Below are 17,972 nucleotides of genomic sequence, written 5' to 3'. Positions count from 1 at the left end.
CAGCGGTGCCTGCCGAGGGCGCTTAGCAGCGTGCTCGGCAGGCACGGTATGCTATGGCGAGACCAGCACATCACACTGCGATTCGTTCAGTACATGCTTGGTGACGCTGCCCACCAGCAGTTCCTCCAGCGCGCTTGCCCCCTGCTTGCCGACCACGATCAGGTCGCACTCCAGCTCCTGTTCCTGCTCGGCAATGCGCCAGCCAGGGTCACCGTGCACCAGGATCTGCCGTGCATCGGCCAGGCCGGCAGCCTCACTCAGCGCCGCGAGCTGTACTTGTGCATCCTTGCGGATGACATTGCGGTAGTGGGTGAGGGTGTCGTGGTCGAGATGGGCGAAGCGCACGCTGGCTTCGAACGGGGCTTCGTACACATGCAGCAGAATGATCTCTGCTTGCGGGGCAATGGCCTTGGCCAATTCGAGGGTGCGCAGTGAAACGGACGAAAAATCGACTGGCACCAGCACGGTACGGTAGGCATCACGAGGGGCCGGCTTGACCACCAGCAAAGGGCAGGGCATGCGGTTGAGCAGTTTCTGCACGGTCGAACCCAGCAGCAGGCGCCGCGCCACGCTCTGGCCCCTGGCCCCACACACCAGCAGGTCGCTGTGCTTGTCCTGCACCACCCGGTTGATTTCCGTGATCACCGAGCCGCTGGCGACCTGCACGCCAGCGGAGATACCGTAACGCTGGAACAGCAGCGCTGCCAGTGCGTGGGTTTTCTCGCCTGCGCAATCCAGTACGCGTTTCAACAGATCGTCATCAGGCGTCACCAACTGTTTGAGGCGCTCGAAGGGTGCCGGGTTGGCAACGTAGAGCAGGTCCAGCGAGGCCTGTTGCGCATCGCTCAGGTAGGCAGCGCGCTCAGCGGCCTTGCGGGCATGTGGGGAAAGGTCGGTGGCAACCAGTATGTGTTTCATCGGGTTCATGTGGGGCTCCTTGGCCAAGGCCGCGCACAGCGATCAAGCGGTAAACCTTGAGCACTGTGCGCCTGGCGGTGCTTGAGTCATTCCTTGCGTGCAGCCATCGTCGCGCGAACCCGGCGCGAGGGCTTGATCTGGGTCAATGGCGTGTAGGTGTAGCGGCAGGTCATGCCGGCAACAGCACTGCCGGTGTAGCTGCAAGGCTGATTACCCAGGGCTGGCGGGCCGCCTCATTACTGTCTTGAACCTCAGCCTCTCAGCCCAGATTTCCCAGTGGCTTCTGCCATGAAACCGCATTAACTGTCGCAGCGCTGTCGGCCCTGCAACAGCAGCAGTTCGGTGAGCGTGTCCATGGCCGGTGTTGCCTGGCTGCCTTTACGGGTTACCAACTCGTAGGGGTCGCTGACCGAGGCCATGCTCAAGGGCAGTATGCTGACCTGTTGATTCATTGCACATTGCTGGGCCACGTCGATCGACACCAGCGCAACGAAGTCAGGACGGTTTTGCAACAGCGACAAGGTCGCCAGGATCGAAGTGGTTTCAACCAGGTGCAGCGGGAAGCGCAGCCCGGCATCGTGAAATTCGCGCTCCAGTTGCACGCGCATGGGCATGTTGGCCCGGTAGACGATCCAGCGGCTCTCGGCCAGGTCGGCAAGGCTCAGGCTTGGCGCATGCTTGAGCGGGTGGTCGATGTTGGCGATGACCGCCAGTGTCTCATCCTGGACAAAGGTGCTGGCGAACAGCTGCGGCGTATTGCTGACACTGGTGCGGCACAGGGCGATGTCCAGGCGGCCGCTCTCGATCTGCGTCAGCAGCGACTGGCTGGTGTCTTCGATGATTTCGAACGACATCTGTGGCTGGATGCTGGCCAGCTGTGACACCGCCTTCATCAGCAACGGCACCGCGCCCATGATCGCCCCCACAGCCAGCCGGCCGCCGACCCCACGCAGGATTGCATCCAGATCGTGCCGCAGGTTGGCGATGTCGGTCTGTAACAGGCGTGCGTAGCGGATGGCGCAGTGTCCGGCGGCCGTGGGCTCCAGGCCTCGGTTGGTGCGGTTGAACAGCACAGTGCCGAAGGTGGTTTCGATTTCCTGCAAGGCCTTGCTGGCACCAGGCTGGGTAAGCCCGACGCTGCTTGCTGCACCGAGCAGCGAGCGGTGCTCGTCCAACTCGATCAACAAGCGCAGATGGCGGGCGTGCAGGCGGGACATGATCGAATTGAGCGATGGGGTCATCTGGTATTAGTCCTGGTTATACCGATATGGATTGTTCTCAATACCATGGCCAGCCGCGCATTCCTATACTGGCGCTGCACAGTGTCGCATCCAGTGCCGCTGAAACGCCCAGAACAATAAAGCCAGGAGCCTGCCAAGCCTTATGTCCCTGATCAACTACATCACCCAGATTCAATTCGATATCGGTGCCATTGCCTGCCTGCCCGCCGAATGTGAGCGCATTGGTATAACCAGGCCTTTGATCGTGACCGACCGTGGCGTGCGTGCCGCCGGTATCGTCGATACGGCGTTGAACACCTTCTCCAGCGATATGGCACAACCGCCGATCTACGACGGTACGCCACCCAATCCCAACGAGCATGCCGTGCGTGAGGCCGTGGCCATGTTCAAGGCATATGGCTGTGATGGCATCATCGCCATTGGCGGTGGCTCGGCAATTGACCTGGCCAAGGGGGTGGCGGTGTGTGCCCGGCACGACGGCCCGTTGAAGGGCTTTGCGGTGATCGAGGGCGGCCTGGCCCGGATTACCCCGGCAACTGCGCCGGTGATTGCCGTGCCGACTACAGCCGGCACGGGGAGCGAGGTCGGGCGCGGTGCCATCCTGATACTCGAGGACGGGCGCAAGGTGGGGGTGATCTCGCCCCATGTGGTGCCCAAGGCCGCCATCTGTGACCCGGCATTGACCCTCGGGCTGCCGGCACAACTCACGGCTGCCACCGGCATGGACGCGATTGCCCACTGCCTGGAAACTTTCATGGCACCTGCGTTCAACCCGCCTGCCGACGGCATTGCCCTGGACGGCCTGTGGCGGGCCTGGCGCTTCATCGAACGAGCCACCCGCGAGCCGGGCAACCTGGACGGGCGCATCAACATGATGAGCGCATCGCTGCAAGGTGCGCTGGCCTTCCAGAAAGGCCTGGGCTGCGTGCACAGCCTTAGCCATGCGTTGGGCGGGATCAACCCGCGCCTGCACCACGGCACCCTCAATGCGATCTTCCTGCCTGCCGTCATCCGCTTCAACCGCACGGCCGAAACGGTGGTGAGTGAACACAAGATGCAACGCATCGCCCGGGCGATGGGGCTGGCCGATGACAGCCAGATCGAAGATGCCATTCGCCACATGACCCGTACGCTGGGCCTGCCGACCGGCCTTGGCGAACTGGATGTCAGCCCGGACCTGTTCCCGCGCATCGTCCAGGGCGCGTTGGCCGATCACAGCCACCGCACCAACCCACGTGAGGCATCTGCCGAGGACTATCAGTGGCTGCTTGAAGCGTCCATGTAAGCCGTTACCTGCTGTTCAACCAATAACAACAAAAGTGAACGCCCATGAATACCAAATATGCGCAACCCGGGCTCGCCCGCGAACCTGAAGCGGTCGCCAGCTCGAACCCGTTCAGAAAGTACCAGGTCATCACCGTCAGCCTGTTGCTGGTGATCGGCATCATCAACTACGTCGACCGCAGTGCGCTGTCGATTGCCAATACGTCCATCCAGCGCGACATGGGCATCACGCCGTCACAGATGGGCATTCTGCTGTCGGCGTTTTCCCTGGCGTATGCCTTTTCGCAACTGCCCTTGGGCATGATCATCGACCGCCTGGGCAGCAAGATTTCGCTGGGGGCGGCCCTGCTGGGCTGGTCGGTGGCACAGACGGCTTCTGGCCTGATCAACAGTTTTTCTGCATTCATCGGGCTCAGGGTGGTGTTGGGGATTGGCGAAGCGCCGATGTTCCCGTCGGCGGCCAAGGCGCTGGCGGAGTGGTTCGAGGCCGAGAAGCGAGGGACGCCGACCGGCATCGTGCTGTCATCGACCTGCATCGGGCCGTGTCTGGCGCCGCCGTTGCTGACGCTGCTGATGGTCACCTGGGGGTGGCGCGGCATGTTCATCGTCACCGGAGTGTTCGGCATTCTGGTTGCCGCCTGCTGGTTCGCCTTCTACAAAAGCAAGGCGCGGTACCTGGCCGAACTGCCTGCCGAGGCGCGTGAGCAACTGCTGGCGGCCCAGGCGCATAAACAGGCGGTGCCGAGCGCCAGGCCCAGTGTGCAGGCACAACTGGCGGCGTGGGCCGAGCTGTTCCGCCACAAGAGCACCTGGGGGGCAGTATTGGGCTTCATGGGGGTGATCTACATGCTGTGGCTGCACCTGACCTGGCTGCCGGGCTACTTCGAGCGCGAGCATGGCTTGAGCCTGTACCAGACCGCCTGGGTGGTTTCGCTGGCCTATGTGTTCGGCGCGTTGGGCACCATTGTCGCGGGCCGCATCTGCGACCGCCTGGTGAAGCACGGTGCCAGTGTGCTGGGTAGCCGCAAGCGGGTTGTAGTGAGTGCGTTGTTCGCGGCGGCTGCATTCACCGTTCCCCTGTCGTTCGGTAGCGGCTTCCTGCTCAGTGTGGCGCTGCTGTGTTGCGCACTGTTCAGCGTGAACATGGCCAGCTCTACCGCATGGATGATCGCCAACACCGTGGTCGATAGCCAGCGCGTGGCCTCGTTTGGCTCGATCCAGAACTTCGGCGGATACCTGGCAGGGTCTGTGGCGCCCATCGTGACCGGGTTCAGCATTCAGCAGACCGGGTCCTTCGCTTCGGCATTCCTGATCAGTGCCGCCGTGGCCGCGGTTGCTGCGATGGCTTATGTGTTGTTGTTGAAGCAGCCGGTTTCCACTGATCGCTGAGCATGCACCTGCAGGCGGATTTCATCAGGCAGTTAAATAACAATTTGTGATGATGGGCATCATGACAATATATTTATCATTATCAATTTCAGGCCATAGCATCTGTTGCCCGCCATCGCCTATCTCAATGAGGTCTTGATGAACCGTTCGCTCTTCGTACACCAACGCACTGCAGCCTTGCTACTGCAACACTGGCGCAGCGGTGACCTGCTGACGGAACTGCCCGCCAGCCTCAAGCCCGAGACGTTGAAACAAGGCTATGACAGCCAGGACCAGTTGTTTGCTGCTGCCGCAGGCCAGCGCGCCGGGTGGAAGCTGGGCGTCGGCAGCCCAGCTGGCATGCGTGCAGGCAAGTTGTCGCGGCCCTTGATTGGCCAACTGGAAGCGGGGCGTTGCCATGCCGACGGCGCACATATCCAGCTGCCAGCGGTTACGCCGGTGACCATCGAATGCGAGATTGCCTTCGTGCTGGACCGGGATATTCCTCCGCAAGCCGGGCGCGTACCGGTGAGTGAGGATATTCGCGCCACGTGCGTCACCTTTGAAGTGGTGCGTTCGCGCTTTGTCGACCGCAAGGCTGTCGGCTGGCCAAGTTTTGTGGCTGACAACGTGGGGTTCGAAGCATTGGTGGTCGGCACTAGCCTGGGCGCCGGTATCAATGTGGCGTTGCTCGCCGACCTGGCCGAAACCACCGAGGTGCATGTGGATGGTCAACGGCGCGCCGGTGGCTTGTCTGGCGATGCGGCCACCGACCCGCTGGTGTCGCTGGCTCACCTGTACGCGCACGCTGCCGAGCGTGGCCAGACCCTGAAGGCCGGGGATGTGGTGACCACCGGGGCCATGTGCCAGCCGTTCGACCTGCATGAAACAGGCCACCAGGTCAGCGCCAGGTTCCTTGGCCAGACCCTGACGTTCACGCTGTAACGGCCGACCATTGCTCGAACGCTGCCAGCATTCTTTGCCGGGTCTGTGGGTCGGCGGGGATCAGGTGTTCGATGCGCAGTGACTGCACGGTGACATCCTGCGGCATGCCAAAGGTGGTGAACGTGGACAGGAACCGCAACTCGCCATACGGGGTGTTCACGCGGGTCAGCAGCAGAGGGGTGGCTGTCGTCATCAGGCACGGGCTCGAGGGGGCCGGCAAGTCGCGCAAGCGCGCTGCCAGTGCCGGATTGCCTGCGGCCTCCCTGGATGCACGTTGCCAGGCTGCAGCGCGGATTTCCGGCGCGTTGGCCAGGTGATCACCCAGGCCACCGGGGCACAGCAATGTCTGCAGCAGGTTGAGGCCGGTTGCCGGCTGTGCGCTGACACCGGCCATCGCCAGCAGCAGCCCGGTACTGGCGTTGGCGGCGATGACGTCCCAGTGGCTGTCGATGACGATCGCCGGAGCGGGGTTGTTCACCTGCAGAATATGCTCGATGGCAGTATTCACCAAGGCCAGTGCAGGCGCATCGAGTGGCGTGGCGGCGTAGCGGGGCGCGTATCCTGCAGCAACGAACACTTCGTTGCACCGCTCCAGCGGCGCATCCAGGGCCGAGAGAAGGGCATGCAACGTGCCTGGGCTGGCCTTGGCGCGTCCTGTTTCCACACAGCTCAGATGACGCTGCGACAGCCCCGTCAGCAGCGCCAGGTCCAGCTGGCTGAGGTTGGCCTGACGGCGCAGTTCGCGAAGATGCTGGCCCGCTGAGATGTGCGGGGCAGGGGTGCTGCGATGGAACAAATGCTGATTCATACGTTGCCCTGATCGTCCTTGAGTGCAATGTCCATGACCTCACGGGTCATTGAGTGCAAGCAACCCTATCACTACTGTGCCGGCAAACCCTATCAAGGAGAGCTATATGGGCTTGCGTATCTGCGCGCTGGCAATACTGGTGCTGTTTTCGCTGTATACCGGCTGGGCCATGCTGATTGCCGAGCAATCGCTGCTGGCATTCGGGCTGGCACTGCTGGCGCAGCCGGACACGGCCCAGGTGGTCATCGACCTGTACCTGATGGCCGGGCTGGCCGGTTGCTGGATGGTGAGAGACAACCGCATGCGCGCCAGCGCCGGGATCGCGGTGCTGCCTTACCTGCTGCTGACCGTCGTGTTCGTTTCGCTGGGGCCGTTGCTGTATCTGGTGATCAGAGGCGTTGCCGAGGGGCGCCAGCCATGAGCAGTGCCTTGCAGGTCTATGCGCTGTGTGTGGTGGTGCTGTTCCTCAAGATGTTCCTGGTTTCCTGCTATCAGGGCTATCACCGCTTGCGCTTCGTCGCGTTCACCAACCCGGAGGACGCTGCCGTGTTCGGGCGCGTCGCCCAGGCCGCGGAACGCCCGCAGGTGATACGTGCTGCCAAGGTTTGGGCCAACGACCTGGAGAACATTCCTCTGTTCTTTGCCCTCGGCGGGCTGGCTGTTGCGCTGGAAGCCGCCACGCTACCGGTGCTGTGGCTGAGTGTTGTGTTCACGGTTGCCAGGGTCCTGCACACGCTGGCCTACCTGCGCGGTTTGCAGCCCTGGAGAGCGTTGTTCTATGGCATCGGGGTCATTTGCCTGCTGGGATTCTGTTCACTTATCACCGCGAGAATGGGCGGCTGAACCAAAATATTGCATGAGTCATCTTGATGCTTTCACGTAGCGGTACTAATACTTAAGCACTGCCGAAGGGGATGATCATGCAGACACGCTTCGTTGTGGTTCCCGCAGTGCCACTCAAGAAAGAGGCCTATCCTCGGCGGCTTGGCTTTCCCGCTGCACTGGGGGAGGGTTACGACCTCTACGACACCCAAGACAAGATGCGTCTGAGCCTGAACTTTTCCACCCGTGCCCAAGCCGAGTTCGAATGTGCATGCCGCAACCGCTGTGCCGATGCCGGTGATCCAGGTCTTGCCGGCATCGGTTGATCGCCTGCAGTGGCCAGGTTCTTGTTCCTGGTGCTGCGTTGCAGGGTCTTCGCGCCTGCCGGTTTGCCTGAACGGTTGCAACCCTGCGTGTCTGAAAAGTGCCGGCTAATGGGCGAGCGGTGCTTTGGCCTCGTACGGCCGTCATCCAATCGGCACATTCAAGCGTTAGCGTTGAGGCCGGAGCCGTTTCAGGGTTCCGGCTCGGCGCCTGATGGCACAGTCGATAAGCTCTACCGCGCGGCCTGCCATTCAATAGTCACAAAGTTGTAACACAGCTGATGCAAAGTGTGCCGGCCATCACATGGAGCACATTTTGATGAAACGCCTGATGAAGTCTGCTGCACTCGCCGTTGCCGTTTCCCTTTGCGCCACCTCGGCAGCCTTTGCTGCAGAAAACGTTCGGTTGACCGGTTCGGGCGCCAGCTTCCCTGCACCGATCTACCTGACCTGGTTCAAGGACTTCAGCAAGAACACGGCTGGCGTCACCGTCGATTACCAGTCCAAGGGCAGCGGCGCGGGCGTTCAGGACTTCCTGAACAAGACCGTCGACTTCGCCGCCAGCGACTCGGCCATGAGCGAAGCAGACATTGCCAAGGTTGGCGAAGGCGTGCAGTTGCTGCCAATGACCGCCGGTGAAATCGTTTTGGCTTACAACCTGCCGGGTAACCCTAAAGGGCTGAAGCTGCCGCGCGACGTCTACTCCAATATCTTCCTCGGCAAGATCACCCAGTGGAACGACCCGCAAATCGCGGCGGCCAACCCTGACCTGAAGCTGCCTGCCACCCCGATCACCGTGGTCGTGCGTGCCGACTCCAGCGGCACCACTGCCGTCTTCACCAAGCACCTGTCGGCCATCAACGCTGACTTCAAGCAAGGGCTGGGCGAAGGCAACACCGTCAACTGGCCGGCCACCGACAAGTTCATCAAGTCGCCGAAGAACGACGGCGTAACCGCCACCGTCCGCCAGACCCCGGGCGCCATCGGCTACATCGAGTACGGCTTCGCCAAGCTGGCCAAGGTCGACTTCGCCATGTTGCAGAACAAGGCTGGCCAATACGTCGTGCCGAATGCCGAGAGCGGTGCCGAAGCACTGGCTGCGGTGAACATGCCGGAAAACCTGGTGGCCTGGCTGCCTGACCCGGACGGTGCCAAGTCCTACCCGATCACTTCCTATACCTGGATGATTTTCCGCAAGGACAACGGCAACCCGGAAAAAGCCAAGGCCATGCGTGAAATGGTCGAGTACAGCCTGACCAAAGGCCAGACCATCGCCGACTCGATGGGGTACATCCCGCTGCCGCCGTCGGTAGTCGACCAGGTGCGTAAAGCGTCCGCCAACATCCAGTAATACCCAGGCGCTCCCGGTATCGGCATGAAGCCATGCCGGGGGTGTTTGTCCCTTGTCCCGGAACTCGCCAATGAACACTCCTTTTGCCATACCGGATAACCCCGACTCCGCGTGCCAGCCACCGTCTGCGAAAGACTTTCTGGTCGATCGCACCTTCCGTGCGCTTGCGCGCATTGGCGTGGTGCTGGTACTGGCGCTGGTCTTCGCGCTGGTCTACGAAGTCGGCCGCAAGGCACTGCCCGGCATTGAAAAGCACGGTTTTGACGTGTTGTTCGGCAGCGTCTGGGACGTTAACCAAGGCAAGTACGGTATTCTGCCAGCGATCTGGGGGACGCTGTACAGCGCCTTGATCGCCCTGTTGATCGCCGGTTTCTTCGGCGTCAGCATGGCCATTTTCCTGACCCAGGATTTCCTTCCGGCCAAGCTTGCCGCGGTGTTTCGCACCATCGTCGAGTTGCTCGCCGCCATCCCCAGCGTGGTGTACGGCCTGTGGGGCATCTATGTGGTCATCCCGGCGATTCGCCCGTTGACCGCCTGGCTGAACAGCGAGCTGGGCTGGATCCCGTTTTTCGGCACCTCCCTGAGTGGCCCAGGCCTGCTGCCTGCGGCGCTGGTACTGGCGATCATGATCCTGCCGACCATCGCTGCGGTTTCCCAGGATGCGCTGACCAGCGTACCGATGAAAACCAAGCAGGCTGCCTACGGCATGGGTACCACCCACTGGGAAGCCATTCTCAAGGTGATGGTGCCCTCGGCGGCTACCGGCATCTTCGGCTCGCTGGTGCTCGGGCTGGGCCGTGCACTCGGTGAAACCATGGCGCTGGCCATGCTGGTCGGCAACGCCAACACCATTTCCCTGTCCTTGTTCGCACCGGCCAACACCCTGGCGGCGCTGCTGGCGCTGAACTTCCCGGAAGCCGGCCCGAACGAAGTCGAAGTGCTGATGTACGCGGCACTGGTACTGATGTTCATCACCCTGCTGGTGAACGTCCTCGGCTCGATGATCATGCTCTACGCTCAGCGTGGTAACAAACAATGACTGACCTGACGACCCCTGTAGCCGCGCTGCCCAGCCTGCAGCGCAAGCTGGAAGGCCGCGCCCTGCGCAGCCTGGTATTGACCACCCTGGCATGGTTCGCGGCACTGGTGGCCAGCGTGCCGCTGATTTCCGTGCTGTACATGCTGATCACTCGCGGCGGGGCACGCCTTAACCTGGAAGTGTTCACCGAGCTGCCGCCGACTGGCTTCGAGATGGGCGGTGGTTTCGGTAACGCCATGGCCGGTACCTTCGTCATGGTCGGCATTGCCGCCGCCATCGCTGTGCCGGTCGGTATCCTGGCAGCGGTGTTCCTGGCCGAGCTCGGCCCCGACAGCAAGCTGGCCAACGCTGCGCGCTTTGCCGCCAAGATGCTCACTGGCCTGCCCTCGATCCTGGCCGGGGTGTTTGCCTACGCCCTGGTGGTGATGACCACCGGTACCTACTCGGCACCGGCAGGCGGCGTGGCGCTGGCGGTATTGATGCTGCCGATCGTGGTGCTCACCGCCGAAGAGTCGATGAAGATGGTGCCCAAGATCATGAAGGATGCTGCCTACGGCATGGGCTGCACCCGTGCCCAGGTCATCTGGAAGATCGTCCTGCCCACCGGCCTGCCGGCCATCCTTACCGGGGTGATGCTGGCCGTGGCTCGCGCCGCTGGCGAAACCGCGCCACTGCTGTTCACCGCGTTGTTCAGCAACTACTGGATCTACCACGACGGCGGCCTGGCGGTGATGAACCCCACAGCCTCGCTTGCGGTACTGATCTACAACTTCTCCGGCATGCCGTTCGACAACCAGCTGGAGCTCGCCTGGGCGGCCTCGCTGGTACTGGTAATGATCGTGCTGGTCATCAACATTTTGAGCCGAGTCTTCGGCAAGCCCAAGTATTGAGAAAGGGAGCATCCAACTTGAACGTATCCACTGCGCAAAGAGCCGCTCCCATGGTCAGCGAAGCCCCCATTGTCATGGACTGCAAGCTCGACAAGATTTTCTACGGTAACTTCATGGCCGTGCGTGACAGCCATGTGCCGATCAGGAAAAACGAGATCACCGGTTTCATCGGCCCTTCGGGCTGCGGCAAGAGTACCGTGCTGCGTAGCTTGAACCGTATGAATGACTTGGTGAAGGGTTTCCGTTTCGAAGGCCATGTGCACTTCCTTGGGCAAGATGTCTACGGCAAGGGTGTCGACCCTGTTGTAGTACGCCGCTATATCGGCATGGTGTTCCAGCAGCCCAACCCGTTCTCGATGAGCATCTTCGACAATGTGGCCTTCGGCCTGCGCCTGAACCGCTACAAAGGCGACTTGGGCGATCGCGTGAAGCACGCCTTGCAAGGCGCCGCGCTGTGGGACGAAGTGAAGGACAAGCTCAAGGTCAGCGGGCTGTCACTGTCCGGTGGCCAGCAGCAGCGCCTGTGCATCGCCCGTGCCATCGCCACCGAGCCGGAAGTGCTGTTGCTGGACGAGCCCTGCTCGGCACTCGATCCGATTGCCACCCGCCGCGTGGAGGAGCTGATGGTCGAGCTGAAAAAGGACTACACCATCGCCCTGGTGACCCATAACATGCAGCAGGCGATTCGTGTGGCCGACACCACTGCGTTCTTCTCGGTGGATATTTCCCAGGGCACCCGCACCGGCTACCTGGTCGAGATGGGCCCGACCGCGCAGATTTTCCAGAACCCGCGCGAGCAACTGACCAGCGACTACATCAGCGGCAAGTTCAGCTAAGCCATGCAAGCTCAAGGTGGCCGGGTGTTGCAGCCAGGATGGTTGCAACACCCGGCCGCGTTACCTTCCGTTAAAGTGTTACCCGGGATTACCAATGCGAGCGACGCGTCGTCTTGATCTGTCAGCGGTAGAGCGCGCACTGCGCGAGGTGCAGGGCCGTTTTGCCGAACTCAGCCAGCATTTCACCGAACCGCGGGACCCGTTTACCGACGAGGTGCTGCTGAATGTGGTTGAAGGCTATGCGCTGATTGACGACTATGTCGCTCGCGGTATCGACCTGTTCGACCTGCAACAGCTGAACCTGATGCTGGAAATCAATGCCACCGTGCTATGCGGCAGCGATCCGGCCCGTCGCCTGGAATTCGCCCCGCACCTTGCGGCAACCGAAGCGCACTTTTTCAACAACGTGGAAGGTGGCATCAAGGATTTGTACAACTGGTACTGCGCGTACCGCAGCGATTCCATCTGGAAGCGGGCAGCGGGTGTGTATGTACGGATCCTCAGCAAGCCGCAGCTGTTCATCGAAGGCAACAACCGCACGGGTTCGCTTATTGTCAGCTATTTGCTGATGCGTGCCGGGCTACCGCCATTCGTGCTGTCGCTGGACAACGCCGAGGGTTACTTCAACCCGTCCTCGGTCATACGCAACTCCGCCAAACACGGTGTTAAGGCTTTGTACGAACTCCCCAAGATCAAGAAAAAGTACGCCGCGTTCCTGGAAGCGAAGGCGCCTGAGCCCGGCAAGTTCTTCCTGACCGGCACGCCCGTGCCTGCCTGTGAGTGGAGCCGCTGATGCAAGGTTCATCCCTGTTCGCCCGAGGGCGGCAAGCCATCGAACGCAAGCTCAAGCGTGGCCAGGTACGCATTTCGTTCGATATCGACGACACGCTGGCCTGCCTGCCCGAACACGCCGCCGCCGAGGACAGCAAGCTGCCGGGTTTCGTCCATCGCTGGCTGGGTGAGCCCCTGCGCAGCGGCACCCGCGAACTGATCCGCGACCTGCGCCGCCAGGGCTGCAGCATCTGGATCTACACCTCCTCGGGACGTACCCCGGCTTACATCCGCCGCTGGCTGATGCTTTACGGCATTCATGTCGATGGCGTGGTCAACAGCGATCGGCACCAGCACATCCTGGCCCAGAACGGGCTGGAAAACTCACCCTCCAAGCTGCCTTCGGCTTTTGATATCGATCTGCACGTAGATGATTCCGAAGGTGTGCGCCTGGAAGGGGTCGACCACGGTTTCCGCGTGGTGGTGGTGTGCCCGAAGGATGAGCACTGGGCGCAGAAGGTGAAGGACGCGGTGGTGGATGTGCAGGCACGGCTGGCCTGGCAGCAACCGCATCGCTATGAGATGCCCGCTTGCCAGCGTTCGCAGGCACTGGCTTCCTGAACGGACGCAATGCCAGCGACCGCGTAGCATCCTTCGCGGGTAACCCCGCTCCCACAGGACGCTCGCAACCTTCGGGTCTTGCACGGCATCTGTAGGAGCGGCTTTAGCCGCGAACACCGGCAATGCCGGTGCCATCCCCCGCGCATCTTCAACACAGCCACGCCTGCAATTGACCGTACTAACCCGCTCATGCAGCGGTACTGATACCTGCCTACCACTCATGTCTAAGTCCTAAGTCTCGAACCCAGACCCAAGCAGGTACCGGGACCAAATCACCGGGCCACACCCTCCCGCCCCAAAGCACTCGCCACCCCACGCCAAAGCAGCGTTTCTGGCAATTTGCCCACTTCTGATAATCGCCTCCGACATCCCGTCCCCGTTTGGAGCGCGCCATGCACAACAACAATAAGCACCTGCCGCCTCGTTTTCTCGCAGCCGCCATCGCCAGCTTTTCTGCGCTTGGCCTGAGCAGCGTCGCCGAAGCCGAGATCATGCTGTACGACAAGGACCAGACGACGTTTTCCACCGATGGCTATATCAACGCCTTCTACGTCAACAGCGAGGTCGATCGCGAGGGCGAGCAGTTTGACCGCCGCCAGTCGCGGGTGAAGATGGGCTTCTTGCCCAACTACCTCGGCTTCAACATGGGCAAGCAGGTGGATGACCTGAAGCTCGGCGCGCGTGCCTCGTTCTGGGTAACCATCAACGACAGTGAAACCAACGGCACCGACACCGCCATCGACGTGCGCCAGTTTTACGGCACGGTGGCCAACCCCGAGTGGGGCGAGGTGCTGATCGGCAAGGACTTCGGGCTGTTCGCCCGTTCCAACATCCTGCTCGACGAACTGCTGGCCGGTTATGGCCAGGTCAGCGACACCCTGGGGCTGGTGGACGGCGGCGGGGTGTCGTTCGGCAACATTGGCAGCGGCTACCCATACCCGTTCCCTACCTCACAGATCACCTACCGTACGCCCGTGATGGAGGGCCTGCGGGTGGCGGTGGGCATCATGGACCCGGTGGACACCAACGACAGCAGCCCAACCGGAAAGGCCTACCAGGAAAACCCACGCACCGAGAGCGAGATCACCTACCAGTTCGACCTGGGTGGGGCGCAGATCTACAGCTGGGTCAACGGCAGTTACCAGACCTCGGACAATACTGACTCCACGGTAGAAACGATCACTTCCAAGGGGGTGGGTTACGGGGTGCAGGCAAAGATGGGCGGCTGGTCGCTGACCGGCTCGGGGTTCCAGGCCAAAGGCATCAACCCGTTCTTCACCAACAATGCCGGCGAACCGGTTTTGCGCAATGTCGACAGTGATGGCTACCTGCTGCAGGGCTCGTACAAGTTCGGCAAGAACCGCGTGGCGCTGTCCTATGGCAAGACCAAGGACGATGGCAACGGTGCGGTTGGCAGCGGCGCGGACTACGAGACCCGGGGTGTGGCGCTGTTCCATGACATCAACGACAACCTGAAACTGGTGGCCGAGTACAACCAGTTTTCCATCGACGGGCATGACACCAGTGCGCAGAACGAAGACACCGATACCTTTGCGGTGGGCGCGGTGTTGACCTGGTAAGCGGCCGGGGCCGCAAGGCGGCCCCGAATGACACGGTCTTTTACGCCCATGGAACCGCCCACCCGCTACCCAAGTAGCATTCGTCACCCGCCACCCGCTCCTTAAACTGATCACTCAGCCACCCCGTGCCGGAGACCACGATGCAGCAGGCTCATAACGACGGTGTGGTCAATGCCATGTCGCAGGCTACCGACGCACGGCTGGCCGCTCAGGACCTGGCGCGGCAGTTGCTGCACCCGCACCTGGGTTTCGTGTTGTTCTTCTGCTCCGCCGAATACGACTTGCAGGCTTTGGGCGAAGCATTGGAACAGGACTTTGGTGGCATACGCCTGGTCGGCTGCACCAGCGCCGGTGAAATCACCCCGCTGGGCTACGGCCGCAATTGCGTGACGGCGGTGGGCTTCGATCACCGGCACTTTTCGATCGCCACCGCGTTGATCGATGAGATGGAGCGCTTCAGCCTGATCGACGCGCAGCAGATGGTCGAGCGGCTGGTCGGCACCTGCCGCAGCAATACCCTGGCGCCAATCAAGGGCCACAGCTTTGCACTCACGCTGCTCGATGGCTTGTCCAGCCGCGAGGAGATGGTGCTTGCCGCACTCAGCGCAGCACTGGGGGATATCCCGCACTTCGGCGGCTCGGCCGGTGACGACAACTACCTGAACCGCACCCATGTGTATTACGGCGGTACATTCCACAACGGTGCAGCCGTGGTGGTGCTGGTCAACACCTGGCTCGACTTCGAAGTGTTCACCACGCATCACATCCTGCCGCGCCAGGAAAAGCTGGTGGTCACCGGTGCCGACAGCGCCCAGCGCCGGGTTTTCGAACTGAATGCCGAGCCGGCGGCCGAGGAATATGCCCGCCACATTGGTGTGCCCGTGGCTGCGCTCGATCACCGGGTGTTCGCCGCCCACCCGCTGGCCGTGCGCATTCATGATCAGTACTACGTGCGGGCGATCCAGCAAATGCACCCTGACTTCAGCTTGAGCTTCTACTGCGCGGTGGAGAACGGCATCGTGCTCACGGCCATGACCCCGGGCCCGCTGCTGCCGAACCTGCACCAGCTGTTCGATGGCCTGCACCAGCGTCTCGGACCGTTGCTGCTGACCATCGGTTGTGATTGTTTCCTGCGGCGGCTGGAACTGGAGGCCCACCACGGCCTGGAGCCGGTCGGCGCGTTCCTGCGCGAGCAACGGGTGATCGGCTTCAACACCTACGGAGAACAGTTCAATGGCATGCACATCAACCAGACCTTCACCGGGGTCGCCATTGCCCGCAACCGGCCTCCTGTCGGTCGCTGAACTGCAGGCCGAGCTGACCCGGCTGCAGCACCAGAACCACAAGCTGCAGCGTATCAATGACGCACTGATCGAGCGCATCGAGTCGGGCGTGACCCGGGGCAACGACCCCTACGCCGCGTTCCAGCATTCAGTGGTGCTGGCCGAGCAGGTGCGCGAACGCACCGATGCGTTGAACCAGGCCATGGCCGAGCTCAAGGCCGTCAACCGCCTGCTCAGCGAGGCCCGGCAGCGGGCCGAGACGGCCCATCAGCACCAGATTCGCCTGATTACCGACAACGTCCCGGCGCTGATCGCCTACCTGAACGCCGATCTGGTCTACGAATTCACCAACAAGGTTTACGAAGAATGGTATTGCTGGCCGCATGGCGTGATGCTGGGCCAGAGCCTGCGCGAGGCCCACAGCGAGCAGCATTACCAGCGCCTGGAAGGCTACGTGGCGCGGGCGCTGGCGGGGGAGAGCGTAACGTTCGAGTTTGCCGAGACCAATATCAACGGCCAGGAACGCTACATGCTACGTTCCTACGTACCGAACCGCCTGGCCAGTGGCGAAGTGGTGGGTATCTTCGTGCTGATCCGCGACATCACCGAGCGCCGCAACACCGCACAGGCGTTGCACCAGGCGTATCAGCACCTGGAGCAACGGGTGCGCGAGCGGACTGCCGAACTGACCAGCCTCAACGACCAGTTGCTGCGCGAAATCGAAGAGCGCAGCCAGGCCGAGTCGCGTCTGCGCGAGGCCAAGCGCGAGGCCGAGCAGGCCAACCTGTCGAAAACCAAGTTCCTTGCGGCGGTCAGCCATGACCTGCTGCAACCGCTGAACGCGGCGCGGCTGTTCACCAGTGCGTTGCTCGAGCGCGACGAACCGCAAAACGCTGCCCACCTGGTGCGAAATGTCAGCAATTCGCTGGAGGATGTGGAAAACCTGTTGGGTACCCTGGTGGATATTTCCAAGCTCGATGCCGGGGTGATCAAGGCCGATGTCGCCCCGTTCGCCCTCCACGAACTGATGGACAACCTGGCTGCCGAATACGCCCAGGTGGCGCGTAGTGAAGGGTTAGAGCTGCATTTTGTGGGGTGTTCTGCCGTCGTGCGTAGTGACATCCAGCTGCTGGCACGCATCCTGCGCAACCTGCTCAGCAATGCCATCCGCTACACCCGCAGCGGGCGCGTGGTGCTGGGGTGTCGGCGCCAGCGCGGTGGCGTGCGGATTGAAGTGTGGGACAGCGGCATCGGCATTGCCGAAGAACACCTGGAAGACATGTTCCTGGAGTTCAAGCGGGGTGATGTGCAGCGCCCGGACCAGGACCGTGGGCTGGGCCTGGGCCTGGCAATCGTGGAGAAGATCGCCGGCATCCTCGGCCACCGGATCCGCGTGCGGTCATGGCTGGGCAAAGGCTCGGTGTTCGCTGTCGAGGTGCCGCTGAGCGCCACTGCACCCAAGGCCCAGCCAAGCCAGGCGATCTGCGAGCCGATGCTCGAACGCCTGCGCGGGGCGCGGGTGTGGGTGCTGGATAACGATGCGGCGATTTGTGCGGGCATGCGTACCTTGCTGGAAGGTTGGGGCTGCCGGGTGGTCACTGCGCTGTCGGAGGAAGACCTGGCGCGCCAGGTGGACAACTACCATGCCGAGGCCGACCTGCTGATTGCCGACTACCACCTGGACAATGACTGCAATGGTGTCGACGCCGTAGCGCGGATCAATGCCCGCCGCGCCCAGCCGCTACCGGCGCTGATGATCACGGCCAACTACAGCAACGATCTCAAGCAGCAGATCCGCGAGCTGGGTCACACGCTGATGCACAAGCCCGTAAGGCCGATGAAACTCAAGACGGCGATGAGCCATCTGCTGGCCAGTGGCGTGGCATAGCGGT

18 protein-coding genes are annotated in these 17,972 nt (G+C 62.1%); 15 read left to right on the top strand and 3 right to left on the bottom strand.

Features of this window, described 5'->3' with window-relative positions; all coding sequences use genetic code 11:
- Positions 1-51: 51 nt before the first annotated feature.
- Both ACF8Q6_RS08120 and ACF8Q6_RS08115 read right to left on the bottom strand, forming a co-directional pair.
- Positions 52-927 carry a universal stress protein gene (locus ACF8Q6_RS08120; protein WP_392489621.1) on the bottom strand — a complete coding sequence of 292 codons (876 nt, stop codon included), beginning with the start codon at positions 925-927 and terminating at the stop codon, positions 52-54.
- A gap of 290 nt (positions 928-1,217) precedes the next feature.
- Positions 1,218-2,159 (bottom strand): LysR family transcriptional regulator, encoded by a 942-nt coding sequence (locus ACF8Q6_RS08115; RefSeq protein WP_012052065.1) that lies wholly within the window; start codon positions 2,157-2,159, stop codon positions 1,218-1,220.
- Positions 2,160-2,301: 142 nt separating this feature from the next.
- On the opposite strand from ACF8Q6_RS08115, the gene ACF8Q6_RS08110 reads away from it, so the two are divergent.
- The 3 genes from ACF8Q6_RS08110 (at position 2,302) to ACF8Q6_RS08100 (ending at position 5,756) form a co-directional block, all read left to right on the top strand.
- Positions 2,302-3,444 carry an iron-containing alcohol dehydrogenase gene (locus tag ACF8Q6_RS08110; protein ID WP_392489620.1) on the top strand — a complete coding sequence of 381 codons (1,143 nt, stop codon included), beginning with the start codon at positions 2,302-2,304 and terminating at the stop codon, positions 3,442-3,444.
- 44 nt (positions 3,445-3,488) lie between these two features.
- On the top strand, positions 3,489-4,832 hold the full coding sequence (locus ACF8Q6_RS08105; RefSeq protein ID WP_392489619.1) for an MFS transporter: 1,344 nt from the start codon (positions 3,489-3,491) through the stop codon (positions 4,830-4,832).
- A 138-nt stretch (positions 4,833-4,970) separates the two neighbouring features.
- Positions 4,971-5,756 (top strand): 2-keto-4-pentenoate hydratase, encoded by a 786-nt coding sequence (locus ACF8Q6_RS08100; RefSeq protein ID WP_392489618.1) that lies wholly within the window; start codon positions 4,971-4,973, stop codon positions 5,754-5,756.
- On the opposite strand, the gene ACF8Q6_RS08095 is transcribed toward ACF8Q6_RS08100, so the two are convergent.
- Positions 5,746-6,564 carry a helix-turn-helix domain-containing protein gene (locus tag ACF8Q6_RS08095; RefSeq protein WP_392489617.1) on the bottom strand — a complete coding sequence of 273 codons (819 nt, stop codon included), beginning with the start codon at positions 6,562-6,564 and terminating at the stop codon, positions 5,746-5,748. The genes ACF8Q6_RS08100 and ACF8Q6_RS08095 overlap by 11 nt on opposite strands.
- A gap of 106 nt (positions 6,565-6,670) precedes the next feature.
- Between ACF8Q6_RS08095 and ACF8Q6_RS08090 the strand changes: the two genes are divergently transcribed.
- The 12 genes from ACF8Q6_RS08090 to ACF8Q6_RS08035 all read left to right on the top strand — a co-directional run bounded on the left by ACF8Q6_RS08090 (position 6,671) and on the right by ACF8Q6_RS08035 (position 17,968).
- Positions 6,671-6,985, top strand: coding sequence for a DUF2834 domain-containing protein (locus ACF8Q6_RS08090; RefSeq protein ID WP_392489616.1), 315 nt, complete (start codon positions 6,671-6,673; stop codon positions 6,983-6,985).
- A complete protein-coding gene (locus ACF8Q6_RS08085; RefSeq protein ID WP_392489615.1) occupies positions 6,982-7,407 on the top strand; it encodes an MAPEG family protein in 426 nt (141 codons plus the stop codon). The genes ACF8Q6_RS08090 and ACF8Q6_RS08085 overlap by 4 nt, the downstream gene beginning before the upstream one ends.
- Before the next feature lie 71 nt (positions 7,408-7,478).
- The gene (locus ACF8Q6_RS08080; RefSeq protein ID WP_392489614.1) at positions 7,479-7,712 is read left to right on the top strand and encodes a hypothetical protein; all 234 of its coding nucleotides are present in this window, start codon (positions 7,479-7,481) and stop codon (positions 7,710-7,712) included.
- Between the two features lie 316 nt (positions 7,713-8,028).
- The gene (pstS, locus tag ACF8Q6_RS08075) at positions 8,029-9,060 is read left to right on the top strand and encodes a phosphate ABC transporter substrate-binding protein PstS (RefSeq protein ID WP_003254123.1); all 1,032 of its coding nucleotides are present in this window, start codon (positions 8,029-8,031) and stop codon (positions 9,058-9,060) included.
- 70 nt (positions 9,061-9,130) lie between these two features.
- Positions 9,131-10,099: a phosphate ABC transporter permease subunit PstC gene (pstC, locus tag ACF8Q6_RS08070; protein WP_004574212.1), complete on the top strand. Its 969-nt coding sequence runs from the start codon at positions 9,131-9,133 to the stop codon at positions 10,097-10,099.
- The gene (gene pstA, locus ACF8Q6_RS08065) at positions 10,096-10,989 is read left to right on the top strand and encodes a phosphate ABC transporter permease PstA (protein WP_392489613.1); all 894 of its coding nucleotides are present in this window, start codon (positions 10,096-10,098) and stop codon (positions 10,987-10,989) included. Before pstC ends, pstA begins: the two co-directional genes overlap by 4 nt.
- Before the next feature lie 50 nt (positions 10,990-11,039).
- Positions 11,040-11,825 carry a phosphate ABC transporter ATP-binding protein PstB gene (gene pstB / locus ACF8Q6_RS08060; protein ID WP_003254117.1) on the top strand — a complete coding sequence of 262 codons (786 nt, stop codon included), beginning with the start codon at positions 11,040-11,042 and terminating at the stop codon, positions 11,823-11,825.
- A gap of 94 nt (positions 11,826-11,919) precedes the next feature.
- Positions 11,920-12,618: a hypothetical protein gene (locus ACF8Q6_RS08055; protein ID WP_392489612.1), complete on the top strand. Its 699-nt coding sequence runs from the start codon at positions 11,920-11,922 to the stop codon at positions 12,616-12,618.
- Positions 12,618-13,217 carry a hypothetical protein gene (locus ACF8Q6_RS08050; RefSeq protein WP_003254112.1) on the top strand — a complete coding sequence of 200 codons (600 nt, stop codon included), beginning with the start codon at positions 12,618-12,620 and terminating at the stop codon, positions 13,215-13,217. Before ACF8Q6_RS08055 ends, ACF8Q6_RS08050 begins: the two co-directional genes overlap by 1 nt.
- 392 nt (positions 13,218-13,609) lie before the next feature.
- Positions 13,610-14,797 (top strand): porin, encoded by a 1,188-nt coding sequence (locus tag ACF8Q6_RS08045; protein ID WP_010953581.1) that lies wholly within the window; start codon positions 13,610-13,612, stop codon positions 14,795-14,797.
- A 140-nt stretch (positions 14,798-14,937) separates the two neighbouring features.
- Positions 14,938-16,101: a nitric oxide-sensing protein NosP gene (gene nosP, locus ACF8Q6_RS08040; RefSeq protein WP_392489611.1), complete on the top strand. Its 1,164-nt coding sequence runs from the start codon at positions 14,938-14,940 to the stop codon at positions 16,099-16,101.
- Positions 16,070-17,968 (top strand): NahK/ErcS family hybrid sensor histidine kinase/response regulator, encoded by a 1,899-nt coding sequence (locus tag ACF8Q6_RS08035; RefSeq protein WP_014860443.1) that lies wholly within the window; start codon positions 16,070-16,072, stop codon positions 17,966-17,968. Before nosP ends, ACF8Q6_RS08035 begins: the two co-directional genes overlap by 32 nt.
- The last annotated feature ends 4 nt before the right edge of the window (positions 17,969-17,972 follow it).

The organism is Pseudomonas sp. GLN_2 (genome assembly GCF_043106005.1).
Classification (GTDB): domain Bacteria; phylum Pseudomonadota; class Gammaproteobacteria; order Pseudomonadales; family Pseudomonadaceae; genus Aquipseudomonas; species Aquipseudomonas alloputida.
This window is presented reverse-complemented; position numbering and strand designations above follow the sequence as displayed.

Coding starts and splice junctions, on each gene's coding strand:
- ACF8Q6_RS08050 (WP_003254112.1), top strand. CDS start 12,618: ATGCAAGGTTCATCCCTGTTCGCCCGAGGGCGGCAAGCCATCGAACGC.
- ACF8Q6_RS08055 (WP_392489612.1), top strand. CDS start 11,920: ATGCGAGCGACGCGTCGTCTTGATCTGTCAGCGGTAGAGCGCGCACTG.
- ACF8Q6_RS08105 (WP_392489619.1), top strand. CDS start 3,489: ATGAATACCAAATATGCGCAACCCGGGCTCGCCCGCGAACCTGAAGCG.
- ACF8Q6_RS08080 (WP_392489614.1), top strand. CDS start 7,479: ATGATCATGCAGACACGCTTCGTTGTGGTTCCCGCAGTGCCACTCAAG.
- pstB (WP_003254117.1), top strand. CDS start 11,040: ATGGTCAGCGAAGCCCCCATTGTCATGGACTGCAAGCTCGACAAGATT.
- ACF8Q6_RS08120 (WP_392489621.1), bottom strand. CDS start 927: ATGAACCCGATGAAACACATACTGGTTGCCACCGACCTTTCCCCACAT.
- ACF8Q6_RS08045 (WP_010953581.1), top strand. CDS start 13,610: ATGCACAACAACAATAAGCACCTGCCGCCTCGTTTTCTCGCAGCCGCC.
- ACF8Q6_RS08100 (WP_392489618.1), top strand. CDS start 4,971: ATGAACCGTTCGCTCTTCGTACACCAACGCACTGCAGCCTTGCTACTG.
- ACF8Q6_RS08085 (WP_392489615.1), top strand. CDS start 6,982: ATGAGCAGTGCCTTGCAGGTCTATGCGCTGTGTGTGGTGGTGCTGTTC.
- ACF8Q6_RS08110 (WP_392489620.1), top strand. CDS start 2,302: ATGTCCCTGATCAACTACATCACCCAGATTCAATTCGATATCGGTGCC.
- nosP (WP_392489611.1), top strand. CDS start 14,938: ATGCAGCAGGCTCATAACGACGGTGTGGTCAATGCCATGTCGCAGGCT.
- ACF8Q6_RS08095 (WP_392489617.1), bottom strand. CDS start 6,564: ATGAATCAGCATTTGTTCCATCGCAGCACCCCTGCCCCGCACATCTCA.
- pstA (WP_392489613.1), top strand. CDS start 10,096: ATGACTGACCTGACGACCCCTGTAGCCGCGCTGCCCAGCCTGCAGCGC.
- pstC (WP_004574212.1), top strand. CDS start 9,131: ATGAACACTCCTTTTGCCATACCGGATAACCCCGACTCCGCGTGCCAG.
- ACF8Q6_RS08090 (WP_392489616.1), top strand. CDS start 6,671: ATGGGCTTGCGTATCTGCGCGCTGGCAATACTGGTGCTGTTTTCGCTG.
- ACF8Q6_RS08115 (WP_012052065.1), bottom strand. CDS start 2,159: ATGACCCCATCGCTCAATTCGATCATGTCCCGCCTGCACGCCCGCCAT.
- pstS (WP_003254123.1), top strand. CDS start 8,029: ATGAAACGCCTGATGAAGTCTGCTGCACTCGCCGTTGCCGTTTCCCTT.